General features: G+C 35.2%; 18 protein-coding genes and 1 pseudogene. 4 read left to right on the forward strand and 15 right to left on the reverse strand.

Going from position 1 to position 19,354, the window contains the following annotated elements; translation table 11 throughout:
- Positions 1 to 168: 168 nt before the first annotated feature.
- From argJ to P3F81_RS09015, 4 genes are all read right to left on the reverse strand, one after another.
- Entirely contained in the window at positions 169 to 1,374 is a 1,206-nt protein-coding gene (gene argJ, locus P3F81_RS09000) for a bifunctional glutamate N-acetyltransferase/amino-acid acetyltransferase ArgJ (RefSeq protein ID WP_147670439.1), read from the reverse strand.
- A 42-nt stretch (positions 1,375 to 1,416) separates the two neighbouring features.
- Positions 1,417 to 2,451, reverse strand: a complete 1,035-nt coding sequence (gene argC, locus P3F81_RS09005) for an N-acetyl-gamma-glutamyl-phosphate reductase (protein WP_147670437.1) — start codon at positions 2,449 to 2,451, stop codon at positions 1,417 to 1,419.
- 177 nt (positions 2,452 to 2,628) lie between these two features.
- On the reverse strand, positions 2,629 to 3,414 hold the full coding sequence (locus tag P3F81_RS09010) for a DODA-type extradiol aromatic ring-opening family dioxygenase (protein WP_147670435.1): 786 nt from the start codon (positions 3,412 to 3,414) through the stop codon (positions 2,629 to 2,631).
- A gap of 12 nt (positions 3,415 to 3,426) precedes the next feature.
- Complete coding sequence (locus P3F81_RS09015; protein WP_147670433.1) at positions 3,427 to 4,143, reverse strand: N-acetylmuramoyl-L-alanine amidase; 717 nt, start codon at positions 4,141 to 4,143, stop codon at positions 3,427 to 3,429.
- Positions 4,144 to 4,409: 266 nt separating this feature from the next.
- Here P3F81_RS09015 and P3F81_RS09020 point away from each other — a divergent pair, with 266 nt between their 5' ends.
- Positions 4,410 to 5,234: a transglycosylase domain-containing protein gene (locus P3F81_RS09020; RefSeq protein ID WP_147670431.1), complete on the forward strand. Its 825-nt coding sequence runs from the start codon at positions 4,410 to 4,412 to the stop codon at positions 5,232 to 5,234.
- Between the two features lie 38 nt (positions 5,235 to 5,272).
- Here P3F81_RS09020 and P3F81_RS09025 read toward each other — a convergent pair whose 3' ends face one another.
- From P3F81_RS09025 to P3F81_RS09035, 3 genes are all read right to left on the reverse strand, one after another.
- Complete coding sequence (locus tag P3F81_RS09025) at positions 5,273 to 5,953, reverse strand: hypothetical protein (RefSeq protein WP_147670429.1); 681 nt, start codon at positions 5,951 to 5,953, stop codon at positions 5,273 to 5,275.
- 345 nt (positions 5,954 to 6,298) lie between these two features.
- Positions 6,299 to 7,417 carry an alanine racemase gene (locus P3F81_RS09030; RefSeq protein ID WP_309320341.1) on the reverse strand — a complete coding sequence of 373 codons (1,119 nt, stop codon included), beginning with the start codon at positions 7,415 to 7,417 and terminating at the stop codon, positions 6,299 to 6,301.
- A gap of 5 nt (positions 7,418 to 7,422) precedes the next feature.
- Complete coding sequence (locus tag P3F81_RS09035) at positions 7,423 to 7,821, reverse strand: RidA family protein (protein WP_147670427.1); 399 nt, start codon at positions 7,819 to 7,821, stop codon at positions 7,423 to 7,425.
- A gap of 148 nt (positions 7,822 to 7,969) precedes the next feature.
- Here P3F81_RS09035 and P3F81_RS09040 point away from each other — a divergent pair, with 148 nt between their 5' ends.
- The 3 genes from P3F81_RS09040 (at position 7,970) to P3F81_RS09050 (ending at position 10,205) form a co-directional block, all read left to right on the forward strand.
- Positions 7,970 to 8,602: a helix-turn-helix transcriptional regulator gene (locus P3F81_RS09040; RefSeq protein ID WP_147670424.1), complete on the forward strand. Its 633-nt coding sequence runs from the start codon at positions 7,970 to 7,972 to the stop codon at positions 8,600 to 8,602.
- 19 nt (positions 8,603 to 8,621) lie between these two features.
- Positions 8,622 to 9,617, forward strand: a complete 996-nt coding sequence (locus P3F81_RS09045; protein WP_147670422.1) for an asparaginase — start codon at positions 8,622 to 8,624, stop codon at positions 9,615 to 9,617.
- A 186-nt stretch (positions 9,618 to 9,803) separates the two neighbouring features.
- Positions 9,804 to 10,205 carry a restriction endonuclease FokI recognition domain-containing protein gene (locus P3F81_RS09050; RefSeq protein ID WP_147670420.1) on the forward strand — a complete coding sequence of 134 codons (402 nt, stop codon included), beginning with the start codon at positions 9,804 to 9,806 and terminating at the stop codon, positions 10,203 to 10,205.
- Between the two features lie 130 nt (positions 10,206 to 10,335).
- Here P3F81_RS09050 and P3F81_RS09055 read toward each other — a convergent pair whose 3' ends face one another.
- The 8 genes and pseudogenes from P3F81_RS09055 to P3F81_RS09090 form a co-directional block, all read right to left on the reverse strand.
- Positions 10,336 to 12,306, reverse strand: a complete 1,971-nt coding sequence (locus tag P3F81_RS09055; RefSeq protein WP_147670418.1) for a methyl-accepting chemotaxis protein — start codon at positions 12,304 to 12,306, stop codon at positions 10,336 to 10,338.
- Between the two features lie 262 nt (positions 12,307 to 12,568).
- Positions 12,569 to 13,019 (reverse strand): annotated as a pseudogene (tnpA, locus tag P3F81_RS09060) (IS200/IS605 family transposase).
- A gap of 240 nt (positions 13,020 to 13,259) precedes the next feature.
- A complete protein-coding gene (locus tag P3F81_RS09065; protein ID WP_147670415.1) occupies positions 13,260 to 14,687 on the reverse strand; it encodes an NADH-quinone oxidoreductase subunit N in 1,428 nt (475 codons plus the stop codon).
- On the reverse strand, positions 14,684 to 16,219 hold the full coding sequence (locus P3F81_RS09070) for a complex I subunit 4 family protein (protein ID WP_147670413.1): 1,536 nt from the start codon (positions 16,217 to 16,219) through the stop codon (positions 14,684 to 14,686). The genes P3F81_RS09065 and P3F81_RS09070 overlap by 4 nt, the downstream gene beginning before the upstream one ends.
- Positions 16,219 to 18,126, reverse strand: a complete 1,908-nt coding sequence (gene nuoL / locus P3F81_RS09075; protein WP_147670411.1) for an NADH-quinone oxidoreductase subunit L — start codon at positions 18,124 to 18,126, stop codon at positions 16,219 to 16,221. Before nuoL ends, P3F81_RS09070 begins: the two co-directional genes overlap by 1 nt.
- A 14-nt stretch (positions 18,127 to 18,140) precedes the next feature.
- Positions 18,141 to 18,452, reverse strand: a complete 312-nt coding sequence (nuoK, locus tag P3F81_RS09080) for an NADH-quinone oxidoreductase subunit NuoK (RefSeq protein WP_147670409.1) — start codon at positions 18,450 to 18,452, stop codon at positions 18,141 to 18,143.
- Positions 18,449 to 18,952, reverse strand: coding sequence for an NADH-quinone oxidoreductase subunit J family protein (locus P3F81_RS09085; protein ID WP_147670407.1), 504 nt, complete (start codon positions 18,950 to 18,952; stop codon positions 18,449 to 18,451). Before P3F81_RS09085 ends, nuoK begins: the two co-directional genes overlap by 4 nt.
- Positions 18,945 to 19,352: a NuoI/complex I 23 kDa subunit family protein gene (locus P3F81_RS09090; RefSeq protein WP_147670404.1), complete on the reverse strand. Its 408-nt coding sequence runs from the start codon at positions 19,350 to 19,352 to the stop codon at positions 18,945 to 18,947. Before P3F81_RS09090 ends, P3F81_RS09085 begins: the two co-directional genes overlap by 8 nt.
- Positions 19,353 to 19,354: the final 2 nt, after the last annotated feature.

Consider the following 19,354-nt stretch of genomic DNA (forward strand, 5'->3'; position numbering starts at 1 on the left):
TAGCACTAAGAACGATTGCCGGCAGACGAGAAGTGCTTAGATGCTAGGTGCGCACCACAGCGATGTGAGAAAGTCGTACTTCACATACGTCGACCGAACCTGCGAGGAACAACGACGCAGCTATGTGCTTATCGGCTGCCCACCATCGTTCTGTCCCTATAATTTAACTCAGGTATGGTATTCTCCGTTTATCTTTACATATTCATAGGAGAAATCACACGTCCAAACCGTTGCGTTTTCTTCTCCTAAATGTAAATCAAGATTGATTGTGATATCATGCTCCGCCATAACATCACGAAGTGCATCTTCATCAAACTCTGCACCAAGACCTTGATCGTATACGACAATATCGCCAAGCGAAACAACTGTCTTTTCTGGTACCATTTTTGCTCCTGCATAACCGGCGGCACAAATAATTCTGCCCCAGTTTGGATCTTGACCGAAGCACGCTGTTTTTACTAATGGCGATTTTGCAATACTCATTGCAATTTTTTTCGCATCTTCAAAACTTTCGGCACCCTTTACATTGACTTCAAGGAATTTCGTTGCGCCTTCACCATCGCGGGCAACTAATTTTGCAAGCTCTGTACATACCGTATTTAATGCCGCTAAGAATGCATCATAATCTGCATCTTCCGTAGTAATCATCACATTTTCTGCCATGCCATTTGCCATAACAAGAACCATATCATTTGTACTTGTATCACCATCGACTGAAACCATATTAAAAGAAGTCGTTACAACTTTAGCTAATGCTTGTTGTAACAAGTCATGGCTGATTGCTACATCCGTTGTCACAAAACAAAGCATTGTTGCCATATTCGGATGAATCATCCCTGAACCTTTTGCAATACCGCCAATGTTTACTTTTTTCCCACCAATTTCAAAAGTAAAGGAACATGCTTTTGGATAAGTATCCGTTGTCATAATTGCTTTTCCCGCTGCAATACTACCATTATCATCCAGAGCTGTTGCAGCTTTTTTTATGCCAGATTCGACTTTATCCATTGGTAAATTCACACCGATAACGCCTGTAGACGCTACAAATACTTCTTCAGCGTTTACATTCAATTCCTTTGCTGTAAGTTCAGCCATTTTTTTAGCGTTTGCAAACCCAATTTCTCCAGTACAGGCATTTGCACAACCTGCATTGGCAACAATCGCTTGCCCTACACCATTTTGTGCAACTGCTTTCGAAACCCATACCGGCGCAGCAGCAACAAGGTTTTGTGTAAACACACCAGCTACAGTCGCAGGTACTTCACTATAAATGATTGCTAAATCATCTTTACCACTCTTTTTAATTCCGGCTTTGATTCCGGATGCTTTAAAACCTTTCGCAAGTGTAACACCTGCGTTATTTTCTCTTAACATAATAAAACCCCCCTAATATTTCTTTTTTATCTTTTATCAAAATCACGGATATAAAGGTACACCCTCTAATCCCATCTTTTCTTCAAAACCACACATAATATTAAAATTCTGCACAGCCTGCCCAGCCGCACCCTTAACTAAATTATCAATCACCGATAAGACGATGACTCTGCCCACACGTTCATCCACATGCCAGCCAATATCACAGAAGTTTGAACCACGAACATTTTTCGTTGCTGGATAGCCCCCCTGGCCAAGTAAACGAATAAAATATTCATCCTTATAAAGCTTTTCAAATGCTTCATTAACCATCTGCGTTGTAACACCCGGTTTTAAATTTGCATAACAAGTGCTTAATATTCCGCGTGACATCGGAATCAAATGTGGCGTAAAACTAAGTACAACCTCTTCACCTGAAAATTCAGACAGAGCCTGCTCAATTTCTGGAGTATGTCGATGCCCCCCAACGTTATATGCTTTCAAATTATCATACAGCTCGGTAAACAAATTCTCTACTTTCGCTGAACGACCCGCACCCGATACTCCAGATTTTGCATCAATCACTACAGTATGTAAATCGACTAATCCTTCTTTTGCCAATGGTGCTAAGGCAAGAATGCTTGCTGTTGTATAACAGCCTGCATTACCGACAATTGTCGCATTTTTGATTTGGCTACGATATAATTCTGCTAATCCATACACGCGTTTCGCATCTTTATGCGTATGATCAACTTTATACCACTTCTCATAAATGCTCGTATCTTTAAAACGATAATCCGCCCCCAAATCAATCAGCTTTACATTTTTCCCTTCAAAAGCTTTTCCTACCGCCATTGCATGACCATGTGGCAAAGCAATAAATACAACCTCACTATCTTTAGCAATCAAATCAATATCTTTCATACTAATTAATTTTTTTGTATAAACATTGTTTAAATGTGTGTATATATTTTCAATTCCCGTTCCAGTTTGACTTTCGGATGTAATATGAACAACTTCTACTTTCGGATGATTTTTTAATAATCTTAATAACTCTACTCCTGCATATCCTGTAGCTCCGATAACACTTACTTTCATCGAATTCCTCCTTACCAAGCAACTCTGTTAATTATTATACACCTTTTATGAATAATAATTCAATACTTTTTGCAAATTTATTCACATATATTCTATAAATATTTATTTATTTTTCTTAACTATATAAAACAAAACCTCTGAATATACACTTTCACTTTGTATATTCAAAGGTTTTATTCAGTCTTTATTATGCAATAAAAATATACACTGCTTCTCTTCGATAAATCCTTGGGTAAACATTTGTGGTGTTACCTCTTTTCCACCTACTACCCCAAGAAGTAAAAATAACTTACTAAAAGCTTCTTCATCTTCTAATGGTATAACTGATTTATCCATATTCAAAAGTGTCTTTATCTCTGCTTTCTCTATCGCTACACCAACATCCTGAATAATTTTCTTATCATCAGCTTGTCCAAATTTATTGAATTCTCCGACGGTCAGTACTATAACCCTTTTATTTACCTTATCAATTGCCTTCTGTAAACTCTTCCCAAAAGTATACATTTCTTCATATGGAAGCTGATTACAAGCGATACTGACAACTTGCCCTTTAAAGCCAGCTTTATACAAATAATAAAGTGGAATAAAACTTTGATGATCCATATCTCTTGATAGATGATTATCTTCCGCCTGCTGTGATAATTCTTCCAATTCAATACCTACACGCTTGCTCTGATTCATAATGCTTCGCATGAGTAAACTATCAGTTTCAAATCCAAGCACCATATCCGTTAAACCGAATTTACCCATATCACCTTTTATTCTTGGCTGTACATCGATCGTAATCGCTGATGGAAATAAATTTTGCTTTGTTACTATAACAATCGTTTGCGGTTTATACTGACAAATCATTTGCGATATTTTTTCCATATAATCTACTATTTTTTGTGTTTGCTTTTCTTTTGTCTCATGCAGCAGTTCAATCATACAGGACAAAAATGCTCCTCCAATTAATTTAGCCAACTCGATACCTCCTCAGCCTCCAGAATTTTGATGAAAATGATAGGATAATGCTTTTGCAATTTGATTTACCATATTTTCCTGATAATTTTTATCAGATAACAATTCAGATTCTTTTCGATTACTTAAATATCCTGTTTCAAGCAAAACTCCTGGAATATTGCTGGATTTTAAAATTAATATACTATTATCCAATTTTTCCGCTCTTTTATTATTAGGCGGATATTTTCTTAATAGCTCTTGCATAGTATGAGCTAAAATTTTATTTTCCATTAGTTTATCTGAATAAAAAACTTGTGCACCCGACCATCTTGTTGCTTTATCCGCATTACAATGAATACTCACAAATGCATTTGCACCTGAATTGTTAATCATATCCACTCTTGTTAACAAGTCATTCCTTTTCCCGCCCTTTCCCCGTGTATAATAATCAACATCACTTTCTCTTGTATAAATCACTTCTACACCATTCTCTGTTAAAATCTTTCCAAGCAATAAACTAATTTCCAAAGTAAGATCTTTTTCCTTCAAACCATAATAAGTTGCTCCGCTATCTATGCCACCATGACCAGCATCAATAATCACTTTTGTTCCTTGTAAATAATCTAACGAGACCATTTCCAGCTCATTATCGGCCAGATATTTTATCATTAAACTATGTGCTAAGAAAATAGTAATACTAAATAATACTACGCGCTTTAGCAGTGGAATCGAAATAAAATACGCTCGCATACTATGTGCCTCCTTAGCAAAACAATAAAATAGATTTAATTCAGAGACTTAGAGGCTCACCTATGCCTCATGGGTATAACTTCCACTTATAAAAGATAGAGTCTTAACACAGGTTAGTCATTGAATAAAAATTTTTAGAAAAAGAATTTATTTTTAAAATATGCGGCAAAATTCATTTATATGAAATGAATTTTACGTTTGAAAAGTTTAATATTTAGGGTAAAATATAATGAGATTTTAACTTGTATTATTATTGGAGGTTAGATATGCAACGTTTTCGTTTTGGACGTTTTTTTCTATATTTATTCATTTTGTTTTTTCTTTGTTTTTGGTTTTCGGGCGGTAATACTATTCTCAATTTTTTCGATCCTGCTTTAAAAACTACAATAAAGCAAGCTTTAGATGCAAATCAAATATCCTCTTTGACAAATGTGACAAATGAAACGAAAAATGATTTAACGTCTACTTATGACCGCATCTACCGTTTAATTGCACTTAAATCATCAGTAGATAGCAAAATTGCCAAACAAAATTATGTAAAGCTCGAAAATATTAGTTTATCTTTACAACAAGCAATCATCGCTACTGAAGATAACCGTTTTTATACGCATCCAGGTTTTGATGTTGAGGGAATTATGCGTGCGAGTCTAGTAAATCTACAATATGGAGAAGTTACCGAAGGCGGCAGCACAATCACTCAACAGCTTGTTAAAAATCTTTTTCTTTCACAAGATCGCTCCTTAAATCGCAAGATGGAAGAGTTTGCTTTAGCTGTCGATATGGAAATGCGCTATTCCAAAGAAGAAATTTTAGAATTATATTTAAATACCATTTACTTTGGTTCTGGTTTTTATGGCATCAGTGAAGCATCTATGGGGTATTTTGCAAAAATGCCAAATGAATTAACGCTTGCTGAAGCTGCAATGCTAGCGGGACTTCCTAATGCACCATCAGTTTATTCTCCTTATGTCGATTTTAATGCTGCAAAAAAACGTCAATCCGTCGTTCTAAGTCGTATGGCAGACACAGGCTATATCACACCTACAATTGCAAATGAAACAAAATCAGCACCTATCTACTTAGCAGAATAAAAAATGAGCATTTGACTGAAAATCAAATGCTCATTTTTTTATTTTATTTTCTTGCCGAACCCTGCATAAAAATCTTTCACGATCCGTTTATACATATCAATTAAATCTTTTTCAGCTTCACGGTAATCTACATAGCTATAAATTAAAGTATTATCTGCCGTCGTGAAAACCTCAAATTTCACCCTGATATGTGCAATGTATAGATATTTACCCTCAACGTAGTGTTCTACAGTCTCAGGAACTTTCACTTCATACTTCTTTCCGTCAACCCAATAGCTATAATCTCTATACTCAGTCGTTGTATAGTAATAAGGGTCTTTCCAAACCTTATCTATCCAATATTCTTGAATAGTTTCTTTAATCCAAACATCAGAAAATTCTTTAATCGCATCTTGCCATACTTGATCTCGTTCACTTTCATCAGTAATTGCATCTAAGTCAACAAGTTTATAACGAAGCAATTTACTCTTGATATCACGTGCAGTAAAAAAATTTCCATTCTTTACTTTTGAACTTCCATCATAAAAAGCATCACAAAGCAATCTCTGTGTTATCTCTTCATCAATATCATCAGAATAAGTAGGCTCCTCCATATATACATTTTGAATACCGCTAAAATTAAAATTACGATCTGCCCAAGTTTGATTTTCTGCAAAAACCATAGAAGTAGTTAAACTTAATAGAAAAATAACTAGAAAAAAAATCTTAAATCGTTTCATTAGCCTCACCTCTTTAAAATTAAATTTAGACTTTCTGACTAAAAGGATTATGATAATCCTAAAAACGAATTCATAAACGCAAGATCAATTCTACTATATTTTTTATTTTATTCGCTAAATTACTTTCTTTTCCCTTGTTTCTTTATTTTTAAAAATCTATTAGTCTTCATCTAGCCAAAATCTATTTTTTAATTTTTCGCAAAATATTACTTCTTTATTCACTACTATTATCATCGAATAAAAATACAGCTTATCTTAAAAAAGATAAGCTGCTATAAAGTAAGACTTGATTTTAGCGTAATTTTAACTTCGTCTAAATCATCAAATAAAGATCGAAATATTTAATTATTGTGATTTTCCTCTACAAAGCACTGGAATTTCTTTTATTACTTTACCATCAGTGACAAGATAAGCTTTTTCATATAAATTGCATGTTGGACAAATATGATTTGGAATTACTTCTACTTTGTCACCGACAGCAATTGCTTCACGAAATCCTCTATTGTAAAGTACAGCATGCTCATCAAATACGCCACTTAATCGTACATTATTTGAATTTTTAATCAGTCCATAGCCATAAGTAGTGCATATTCCTTCCGTGCGATTTTGTGAAGTCAATGCTTTTGCACCGGCATCGAGAACGACACGTTCAGCAGTAGGTCGACTAATTACACTAGACAAAACTGTTGCCGCACATTTACTAAAATCAGAAATTGCACTACCTTGTCCTACATCCATTAAAATGAAAGTTCCGGGACGAATTTCAGTAACACCTTCCGCAATTCCACCATGCATCAAAGATGGTGTTGAACCAATACTTACAATATCAATTTTATGTCCCATTGTTCGTAAAAGTTCGGCAGCTGCAACAGTACGTCTGTGCGCAATTCGTGCTAATCTAATGCATTCTTCCGCGCAGCTTGCTTTATAACAGTGTCCTTCGTGAGAAAATACACCTTTAAGCACTACATTTTTTTTAGAAAGAATATATTGACCTAATTCAAATAAAGCCTCATCTTCAATAACCCCCGAACGATTTTCCCCAACTTCAATTTCAATTAATACTTCTAAAGGTTTCGATGTATTTACAAATACCTTTTCGATTTGATCAATTTGTTCTTTGCCATCAACGCCGATGCGAATTTCAATTTTATCATGTAAAGCTTTTAATCTATTATATTTTATTTCACCAATGATTTCATTTGCAATAAAAATATCCTTTATCCCATTCTCTGCCATGACTTCCGCTTCACCAATCTTGGCAACAGCAATTCCTTTTGCCCCTTCATTAAGACAAAGCCTAGCAAGTTCAGGCATACGATGCGTCTTTGTATGAGGTCTTAAATTTACTTTACTTTCTTCCGCCTTATTTATCATCGACCGTAAATTCTGCATCATAATATTCTGATCAATTAACAATGCTGGAGTATCAATCATTACATATGGACTTTTAAAAGATTTCAATATACTCACCCCTTATTTTCTTCAGATTCTACTGCCGCAACCGCATCTATTTCAATAAGTGAATTAAAATGTAACCCTGCCGTCGGTACAATCGTACGAGCAGGCTTATGCTCACCAAAAAATTCGGCATAAGTTTGATTTACTTCTTCCCAACCATCAATATCCGATACATATACCGTTGTTTTTAAAACCGATTTTCTACTGCTACCACATTGAATCAAAACAGCTTCTAAGTTTGATAAAGCTTGTTTTACCTGATCTTTTAGAGACCCTTTGGGGAATTTTTCTTTTAGGTCATAATTTATTGGTAACTGCCCTGAAATATAGGCAATTCCATCATGAATAATCGCTGGACAATAATGTCCACTTGAAAATTTTGAGTGATTCGTATGAATAAACTCCATATTTCCACATCCTCTTTTCATCGAACTTGATTTTATAGAAAATTTTATATAAAATGAACTTAATTAAATTATTCTACGTCTATAATACATAATTTTTTCTATATTATCAATCTTTTCATAGAAAAATTTATATTTTAAAGGAGCTTTTATGAAAAAAGAATTAAGCAAATATATTCCTATGATAAAAATGCTTGCGCAAACTTTTGGGAAGAGCTGTGAAATTGTTCTGCATGATTTATCACAGCCTCAGTCTTCCGTCGTCTATACGATAAACAATCATGTTACTGGACGTCAAATTGGTCAACCATTTGATCATTTAATTAAACAAGTGCTTCTAGCAAAAGATTTTACCGATGATTATAAAGCAAACTATTTAATTTGTACGCCAGATAAAAGAGAAATAAAATCTTCAACAGTATTTTTGCGTGATTCTACTGATAAAATTATTGGTGCAATCTGTATTAATTATGATTTATCAGCATTGCGTAACATCCAAAATTTTTGCAATGATATGTTAATGATAGATACTGAAACGATTCCATCTGAAATTGAACCTTTTGATCATGTAGTAGAAATCGTGGATGATTTAATTGATAAAATTATCTCTAATACAGATGTAGCAACATTAAAACGTAAAGATAAAATTGAACTCATTCATTTCATGGAGAAAAAAGGCGTATTTTTAATTAAAGGAAGTATTGATAAAGTCGCTGAAAAAATGAACATTTCTAAAGTAACTGTCTATAGTTATCTTGATGAAATAAAAAAAATGGAAAACTAATAACGAAAGAGGATACACCATGACAACATTACCCAAAATTAAAGTTTTAGCAACCGGTGGTACAATCGCTGGAAGTTCAGCTTCTAGCACCGAAATGACAGGCTATCAAGCTGGCACATTAGGAGTTGACCTTTTACTATCTGCTGTACCCGGAATACAAAAAATTGTCGATATAAGCGGCGAACAAATTTCTGAAATTGACAGTTGTAATATGACTGAAGAAATATGGTTTAAGTTAGCGAATAAACTTAATGCTTTACTCGCAGACGATGAAATTACTGGTGTCGTTATTACACATGGTACCGATACAATGGAAGAAACTGCTTACTTTCTAAATCTCGTTTTAAATAGCAGCAAACCAGTCGTATTAGTAGGTGCAATGCGGCCAGCAACAGCCATTAGCGCTGATGGTCCGTTAAATTTATTAAACGCTGTAAAAATCGCAATTCATCCAGATTCTATTGGACAAGGTGTTCTTGTCACGATGAATGACGAAATTCATTCTGCCCGCGATGTAACAAAAACCAATACTTTCATGGTAAATACCTTCAAAGCAACAGAATTGGGTATTCTCGGCTATATTATTAATGGCGAAGTAAAATACTATCGTGCAACTACTCGCAAGCATACCACAAATGTAGATTTACCCTTAGAACATATAACAGAGTTGCCACAAGTAGAAATTATTTATGCACATGCCAATCAAAATCGTATTTTAATTGATGCTGCTGTAGAAAGCGGAGCTAAAGGAATTATTTATGCTGGTATGGGAAATGGCAGCATTCACTGCAACGCTGAAGCAGCTTTAATTGATGCAGCTAAACAAGGGGTAATCGTTGTACGAAGCAGCCGTGCAGGAAATGGTGTTGTCGTTACAACTAATCCGTTCTGGGATGAAAATAATTTTGTAAAATCAGATACTCTTAATCCTCAAAAAGCAAGAATTCTCCTCGCTTTAGCTTTAACCCAGACAAATAAACCCGAAGAAATCCAGAAAATGTTTAGTGAATATTAAAAAATCATTTTACTATTAGGAAGTGTTATTACGAAAAGAAAAGTTTTTTTTCTTCTTACATTACTATTCTTTACTACTTCCAGTTGTTTTGCTGAAACGATATCCGTACCTAAACGTATTGCGATTTTACCTACGATCAATCAAAGCGTTCCAAATTTAGAATTAGAAAACTATCTAAGAAGTGAATTGACAAAGAAATTACGTATTCCACTGAATGATATCATCCATGCCCACGAATATATTGCTGTAGAAGAAATCGAAGTCATTTTACCTGAGTTAAAAACACAATTCAATAATCCAGAAAAATTAAAAATTGCTGCTGATAAACTTTCGGCGGATTTAATCATTGGTATTGTAATTTTGAGTGCACATGAACGTCAATATCAAAACCTATGGAATGGCGAAACTTATTTATCAAGTAATATTTCACTGCGTTTAATTAGTTATGAGCGAGATACTGACACATTTTTTAACAAGAAAAAAAGTACTTCTTATCATGGAACATATATGTTGTTTGGACGTCTCCAACCTTTAGCTAAATCTACTATTGACAAACTATTAAACTCCTATCCCCTAAAAAAATTTTAAAATATTATTTTTTTAACATTGAATCTCTTTATTTCATTTATTCATTCTAAAAGTTCGTCTAAAAATACAATAGATTTGCATTAAAATAGGCTCCAAAGATAATTTATCTTTGGAGCCTATTTTTAATCTTTTAAATTTTAAATTTATTAATCATGGTTTGCATATCTTCTGCCATTTGCGCTAATGATCTTGATGATGATGCAATCTCTTCAGTTGATGCCGATTGCTGCTGTGTCGCTGCTGAAATTGATTGTGCCTGGTCTGTTGCCTGATGACTTACTTTATTCACCTTTTCAATTGATTCCACTATTTTTTCACTGCCTGTGGAAACTTGTTTTACCGATTGAGCAACTGTACCCATATTATCCGTGATTTCCTGTACCATATTCAAAATTGCTTTAAATGCACTTCCTACTTCTCTTATTGATTCCGACCCCGCTTTTACCTCCTTACTTCCGTTATCCATAGCTTCAACGGCCTGCATCGTATCTTTTTGAATGCTTGTAATAAGATTTGTAATTTCCTGTGTTGCATTTTGAGATTGTTCTGCTAATTTTCTTACTTCTTCTGCTACAACGGCAAATCCTCTTCCCTGTTCCCCTGCTCTAGCCGCTTCAATCGCTGCATTTAATGCTAATAAATTAGTTTGTCCTGCAATTCCAGAAATCGTATCAACGATTTGTCCGATTTGTTTTGAGTTTTCTCCTAGTCTTGCTACAACTTCTGCTGAATCAACAACCGTCTTTTCAATTTGTGTCATTTGTTCAATTGCATCCGACATTAATTTTTGACCTTGTTGTGCCTCTGTTGCTGTCTTATTAGAAATTTCACTTACTTTATTTGTTTGGTCTGCTACTTGTGCAACTTCATTTGCTACACCTGCAACTTCACTTGATGTTGCTTCTAACGTTACCATTTGATTTTGCATTCCTTCTGCCACGTTTACCACTGTTCCTGCAACATGATTTGCTGCTTCTGCAGATTGATGCGCACTTGCTGTCAATTCTTCTGATGATGCTGCAATCATTTCCGAGGAACCGGATACTTGACGAATGAGATCTCTTAGGTTGTCACTCATTGTATTAAATGCCTTAACTAAAGTACCAATTTCATCATTTGTCGTTACTTGCAGCTTTTCTCCTTGTAAATCTCCATTCGACATCTTTTCAGCGCTATTCGTTAACATGATAATCGGTTTTGTAATCATATTAGAGAAACGTAATCCTAGTACTAACAATACGATAATACTAATAATAGTGATAATAGTATAGTTGATTTTCATCGTTGCTAAATCGCTATAAACAAAGCTTTCTTCAACCATAATACCTACAATCCAACCCATATGTTCTACTTTTGCATAGCTAAAAATCATTTTTTGTCCATTGACGTTCACTTCAAAGTTTCCTTTATCATTAGTCTGCATCTCTTGCCAATGACTTTTAAATAATTCACTTTCTTGCATGTCTTTTTCTTCAATTCCGCCTTCACCTTGCGCAATTACAACTCCAGCTTTATCTATAATAAAGCCTTTTCCATGCTTATCAATATTTATGTTCTTTGCTATCTCGTTCATAATATCAAGAGAAATATCCATTGCCAAAACGCCTTGCGTTTTCCCCATAGCATCTTTATATGGAACTGCTGCACTAATAACATTTTTTTTAGTACCAATATCCATATATACATCAGTGAATATCAAGGTCCCTGAATTTTTTGCATTTACATACCACCCACGGGTAGTCGGATTATAGTCTGGTGGTAGAATATCTGCTTCATTCGATCTAATAAATAGACCATTTTCTCTCCCATTATAAAAATTTTGAACATCTTTATCATTCGCTAATCCCATTACAGACCCTTTTGCATTGATGATATCTTCCGGCATATGTAAAAAAGTATCTGCAATCATTGTCATTTTATTCGCTTTCGACATCATCCAGCTGTCGACTTCATATGCTTGCTGATCGACAATCATAGCTAACCTGCTTTCAATACTTTCTGTTAATTGCTTTTGAGAATTATAATATCCAATCCCCGATACAATAATTAAAATCGCTGCGATAACTGCAATTAACACCAAAAATTTATTTTTCATCCCCATACATATCCCTTCTTTCAGCATATTATACATTTATTATAACAAAATTCTAAAATAAGTTCATTGTTTTTTAGCTATTATTGTTATTTTGTGAAATAAGTCCTAGGAAAATTAAAGACTGATTCACGTTGAACTTCTCTAGAGGAAATAAGCATGCAAAAAAAATCCACCAGCTTAGCTGGTGGTATTTCATATGACGCCTGAAAGGCTACTTTACCAACAACATCAACAGGCGCATATGACGTCCTACAGCCGCATAAGTTTATTACTTGCTACCCGTGAACGGGTTATAGAACTCCTTAAAACTTAATTGATCATATATTTTATCTTCATGTAACTGATTCGCTATGTACTCTACTATTTTTTATCGTTTTTTCCTGCTGTATCTACATAAAATCCTCTACACCAAAATCTTCTGTTTCCATATTTGTATTTAAGATTTGCATATCTATCAAATATCATTAGGCTGCTTTTTCCTTTTAGATATCCTACAAATGCTGATACACTCATTTTCGGTGGTATTTCTACTAGCATATGTATATGATCTGAACAAACTTCGGCTCGTACTTCCATTCACATAATTCTCTTAATATCTGAGCGATTTCTTTACGCTTCTCTCCATAAAATATTTTCCTTCTATATTTTGGTGCAAATACTATATGATATTTACATCTCCATTTTGTATGTGCTAGGCTATTAGTGTCATCCTTTTGAATAGCCTCCTTTTGATTTTAGTTGCGGCTAATCAGACCTCTTCTAAATTTATCAAAAGGAGTTTTACTATTCATAGCTAAAGCTTTTCTGAACCACTGGCACAGCCAGTGGTTTTCTTTATACAAAAAGACTGATTCAACATAAAAGTTTGAATCAGTCTTTAAAATTATAATATAAATCTCTGGATAGCAATTTTTAAGATTCAGTTGGCCTTAAAACTTCATATGAAACAAGCGCGCCGTTTATCTCATAAATGTTTGCGATGCAATGTTCGTAATCAATGCAACTTTTTCTGGGCAAATCCCAATTAAAATTGTTGCAATTGAGCTAATTAATACTACCGCTCGAATTGCGCCAGAAATTACAATTTTGGTTTCATCTTCATCGTATTCCATATACATTGCTTTTGCTACCATCAAATAATAATATACAGAGATCATCGACATGATAAAGCCGACAAATGCCAACCATAAATAGCCTTGTTCAACAACAGCAGTAAATAAATACAATTTACCAACAAAACCAGCTGTTGGTGGAATTCCAGCCATAGAGAGTAGCGAAATCGTCATCACAGCTGCTAAAATTGGAGCTGTCCTCGATAACCCCTTAATATCTTTCGTATCTGTGCCACCTTTATATTTATCAATCACAGCAAGCACAGCAAAAGCACCTACATTCGCAAATACATATAAAAGCGCATAAAACATTACCGCTTTCATTCCTGCCACATCAGCGGCTACGATACCGACCATCATATAGCCTGCTTGTGCAATCGAAGAATATGCTAGCATTCTTTTTAAATTTTCTTGACGAATTGCCATAATATTACCAAATATCATACAAATTGCTGCAAAAATAGAGAGTATCGGTAACCAATAGTCAGCAGTAATCGGAAATGCCGTATATAAAATACGCATAAATACTGCTAAGCCTGCGGCTTTAGATCCCATTGCTAAAAGCGCTGTTATAGGAGTTGGTGCTCCTTGATAAATATCAGGCGCCCACATATGAAATGGAATGACTGATAATTTAAAGAAGAATCCAATCATCACCATTGTAATCCCTGCAAGTCCTGCTGCATAAAACAAATGATAATTCATACAAATGCCTGCAAAAGTAATCTGACTTGTCACACCATACACCAAACTGATTCCATATAACATCACTGCTGTAGATGCAGAACCTATCAATAAATATTTTACTCCGGCTTCACTTGATAAACGATTTCCTAACTTATAGCCAACTAAAATATAAAATGAAATCGTCATTAATTCTAACCCAACAAACATTGTTAAGAAATCATTCGCTGATGCCATTACCATCATACCTAATAAAGCAAACAGTAAAATAACATAATATTCACCACGATATTTTGGCAATGTCTCTACATAATCTAAGGAAAATAAAATGGTAAATCCTACAGATAAAATAAAGAGTTGTTTAAAGAATATCGCAAAGTTATCTAAGATAAATAAATTTTGATAAAAATATTCACTATGTCCTAAATGATACTGAGTGAACGTATGAAGAAATAAACCAAGCAGACCAAAAATCGCAATATAACCAATACTGCGTCGTGTCTCTTTTGCCGGCAGAATTAAATCAACTGCCATTAAAACTAATGCTAATACTAAAACTAGCAGCTCTGTGCTGATTATCGAAAAATTCATTTGCACATCCCTCCCAGTAAAGTCGGTGCATCACTTAATTGAGCAAATAAAGGCATTAGCGGTTCTACACCACTATTAATCACACCCATTAAAAGTTGAGGGAATATACCAAAACCAATTAAGACGATACCCAAAAGAATAAGCGGCATTAATTCCACGCCTTTAGCATCACGATATTTATCAAAACGTACTGAACGTGGACCAAACAATACTTTAGCTAATACCCGTAAGGTATATAAAGCGGTAAAGATAATGCCTGAAATTGCTAAAACCGCACAAACTGGATATTCACCAAAGGAACCAACAAAAATTGTAAATTCCGGCACGAATCCAATTAATCCAGGTAATCCAAGTGATGCCATCCCTGCAAGCATAAAACCTACTGCTATGCGTGGCATCTGATGAGCTAAACCACAAAGCTCATCTACACTGCGTAAATGCGTTTTCTCATAAACATAACCAATCATCGCAAAGAACAATGCACTCATCACACCATGTGCAACCATATTGGCAATCGCACCATTCACACTAATTACATTGAGTGCTGCAAAACCTAATAATACATATCCCATATGTGATACCGAAGAATATCCAATCACATATTTTAAATCTTTTTGCGCTAAAGCAATATACGCTGCATAAACAACATTAATCATTGCCAAAGCCGCAATGAGCGGTGCCCAAAATTTTGCGCCTAAAGGCAATACAAGAAGACCTAAACGAATCAAACCATATCCACCAATTTTTTTCAAAACACCAGCATGAATCATCGATACTGCTGTCGGTGCACCTGCGTATCCGTCTGGTGACCAACTATGAAAAGGAAACATCGATAAAAGAGATCCAAAACCAATAAGCAATAACAAGAAAGCAAAGATTTGAAATTCTTCGCTAAAATGCCCCATCTGCTGTGCAGCTACAAGCGCCTCCATACTAAAGGTTCTAAGTGGCCCCGGATAGGCCTGTAAATAAAGCGCAACGATACCAACGAGCATGAATGCTGACCCCATTAATAAATATATCGTTAATTTCATACCAGCATATTCTTTGGCAACTCGTTTTGTCGATCCCCAAATAAGTACCATGATATAAATTGGAATAACCACTAACTCATAGCACAGTAAGAAAATAAATAAATCACGTGCAATAAATGTGCCTGTTACACCAGCAATCAAAACTAATAATAGAATAAAGAACTCTTTGGAACGATTATCTATATTCCAGGAGCTAAATACTGCTGCCAAGCCAATTAAATTCGTTAATAATAACATAGGAAGCGATATTCCATCCACACCAACGGCATAAGCTACACCTAAGTCCGTAATCCACGGAATTTCTTCCACAAACTGCATTCCACCTAAAGAAATATCATAAGTTACATAAGCAAAAACTGTCATTCCTAAAGCTGCAATCATCGATCCAGCAGCAATTAATTTTGCAACTTGTTTTGATTCTTTAGAAACAAAACAAAGCATCAATGAGCCGACAATCGGTGCTAGCAAAATCGCCGTCATCAAAGGAAATTCACCCATTAAAAAGCACCTCCTGCCCGCATAAGTGCTAGCATCTTATACGCATAAAACAGACTAAATGCCAATAATGCGATTACACCGCAGAAAAAGACTGCTGCATATTGTTGTACTTGGCCAGTTTGTCCTCTGCTTAATAAGTTGCTAAACATTCCAGTAAATCTTGCCAATGCATTCACAATGCCATCGACAATATAAATATCAATTAAATATAAAATCTTACCTATACCATCAACAAAGTATTTTGTGAGTATTGCATAAAACTCATCAATATAATATTTATGGAAACTCCAGTCATAAAGACAACCAAATTTTTCGCTGATTGCATCCGCCGACCAACGTTTTGCAACATAAATATTCCAAGCTAAATACATTGCAAGTAACGATAATATAATAGAGGTTCCCGCAATCGTATAATCAATCCCGCCATGATGCGGAGATCCAAACCGTACCCAATCACCAAAGCCAAAAAGGTGTCCAAACAAACCACTCACTACTGCAAGTGTAGCCAAAACAATCAATGGTAACTTCATGCTAAATGGTGCTTCATGTGGTGTATGTTCATTTCGCGCTTCGCCGAAGAAAGTCACGAATAATAATCTAAACATATAGAAGGCCGTCATAAAGGCCGTAAGCGTTGCCAGTAAATATAGTGGCGTACTAACCGCCGCCGCTGCCGCTAAAATTTCATCTTTAGAAAAGAAACCGGCAAATGGAGGAAGTCCAGAAATTGCAAGGACACCAATTGTCATTGTAGCAAAGGTAACCGGCAATTTTTTTCTCAATCCACCCATTTTAAAGATATCCGCCTCATCATGTAGAGCATGCATAACTGCACCTGCGCCTAAGAATAACAGTGCTTTAAAAAATGCATGTGTCATCAGGTGAAACATGGATGCAGTAAGCGATCCTACGCCTAAAGCAAGCATCATATAGCCAAGCTGACTTACTGTAGAATATGCCAAAATACGTTTAATTTCACGTTGTGTAAATGCAATGCTAGCAGCAAAAAATGCAGTAAATGCTCCAAGCCATGCAATCACATCCATCACAAAAGGTAACTGACTAAATAAGAAATAAGCTCTAGCAATCAAATATACCCCAGCTACGACCATTGTAGCCGCATGAATTAATGCCGATACTGGCGTTGGTCCTTCCATAGCATCAGGAAGCCATACATGCAAAGGAAACTGACCAGATTTACCGATTGGTCCAACAAAAAGAAGTAACGCAACTACTGTCAAAAATGCTGTACCATAGACTGCAATATAGCCTGGCAACATCTCACGAAGCGATACAAAATCTAGCGTACCAAACGTAATTTGTAATAATAAAATACCGAGCAGCAAACCAAAATCTCCGACACGCGTTGTAATAAAAGCTTTTTTCGCCGCTTCTCTTGCCGAGATTTTGTGAAAATAATAACCGATTAATAAATAAGAGCATAAACCTACCAGTTCCCAAAAAACAAATAGTTGAACAAAGTTTACAGCGATAACTAAACCAAGCATCGAAGCCGCAAACAATGATAAATATGCAAAGAACCGTCCAAAGCCATTGTCTCCATGCATATATCCTACAGAATAAATCTGTACTAATAAAGAAACTAACGTAACAACAAATAACATCATCGCCGTCAATGGATCAATTAATACACCCATATCAATATGTAATCCAGGAATGCTCATCCAAGAAATTCTTTGTACAAATGGCGTTTCAACGGTGATATTTAAATTTAAAACCGCTTGTGCAATTCCAAGTGCCAAAGCAAAACTTGCTGTACTCATCGTAATCGCAACTGCTGCAGATAACCGCCAGCACTTTCTTACTCCAAGTCCAACAAACAAAAAAGCAATTGCAGGGAGTAGTGGAATCAACCAAGCGTGATGAAGTGCAAATTCACTAAACATAAAACTCCTCCTTCCTACCCTTTCATGCCATCTAATTCGTCTGCATTCACAGTAAATTTATCGCGATAAATTCTAAACGCCAAGGCAAAACCTATTGCAACTTCAGCAGCCGCAACGGTAATTGAAAATATCGTCATTACTTGTCCCGTAAGATCACTTACTGGAACAAAATGATTAAAAGCAATAAAATTAATATTCACTGCATTGAGCATTAACTCAATACACATCAAAATAGCAATAATATTTCTCTTTACAAATAAACCGTATAAACCTATACAAAACAAGAGCGCGGCTAAAACTAAAAAATGTGTTAGACCAATCGTCATACTTCATCCGCCCCTTTTGCTAAAATAATTGCCCCGACCATTGCTACTAATAACAATGCAGCTGCAACTTCAAATGCGACAATATATTGATTAAGTAATAACTCAGCAATCCCGCCTACCGTATCAGTAAACAAATTCGCATCTAATTGCCAAGGTGTAGCAACAAAAATGCTAATCATTACAATGGCAAATAAACCGACTAAAAATAGCGATGTCATTTTATGTCCATGATCCGGATTTGAATCATCCATACTTTCACGTCTTGTTAACATTACCCCAAGCGTAATCAAAATCGCAACTGCTCCTGCATAGACAAGAATTTGAACTGCCGCTAGAAAATCTGCATGTAATAAGATATAAACACCAGCTACACCAATAAAAGATACAGTAAGAAGCAATGCACTATGCACTAAGTTTTTCTTTGCAACAACACCAATTGCTGCAAACAAAGTAACTGCTGCAAGCAGATAAAAAGCAACTGAATACACTAACTCATTCATCTTCTTTCACCTCTTGCTGTTTTATTTTTATACAATCATACTCTGTATCTTTTTTGAAATAAACCGCATTTTCATAGTTTTTATCCCATGTTAAACACTTTACTGGACATGCTTCTAAGCATAAATTGCAATACATACATCTTCCTGAATGATGTATATACTTCTCAAGATGCCTTTTTTTATTTTCATCTACACTAACATCAATGGAAATTGCTTCGTTTGGGCAAGAAATCGAACACATTTTACATCCGATACATTTATCCTGATCAACAATTAATTGCCCACCGCGAAAACGCTCTGACATCGGCAATTTTTCTTCTGGATATTGAACGGTTTCCTTTTTCCCAAAACAATGTTTCCATGTGATGCCCATTCCGGTTAGTAAACCTTTGCCCCACATGT

The organism is Selenobaculum gibii (assembly GCF_030273445.1).
GTDB lineage: Bacteria > Bacillota > Negativicutes > ICN-92133 > ICN-92133 > Selenobaculum > Selenobaculum gibii.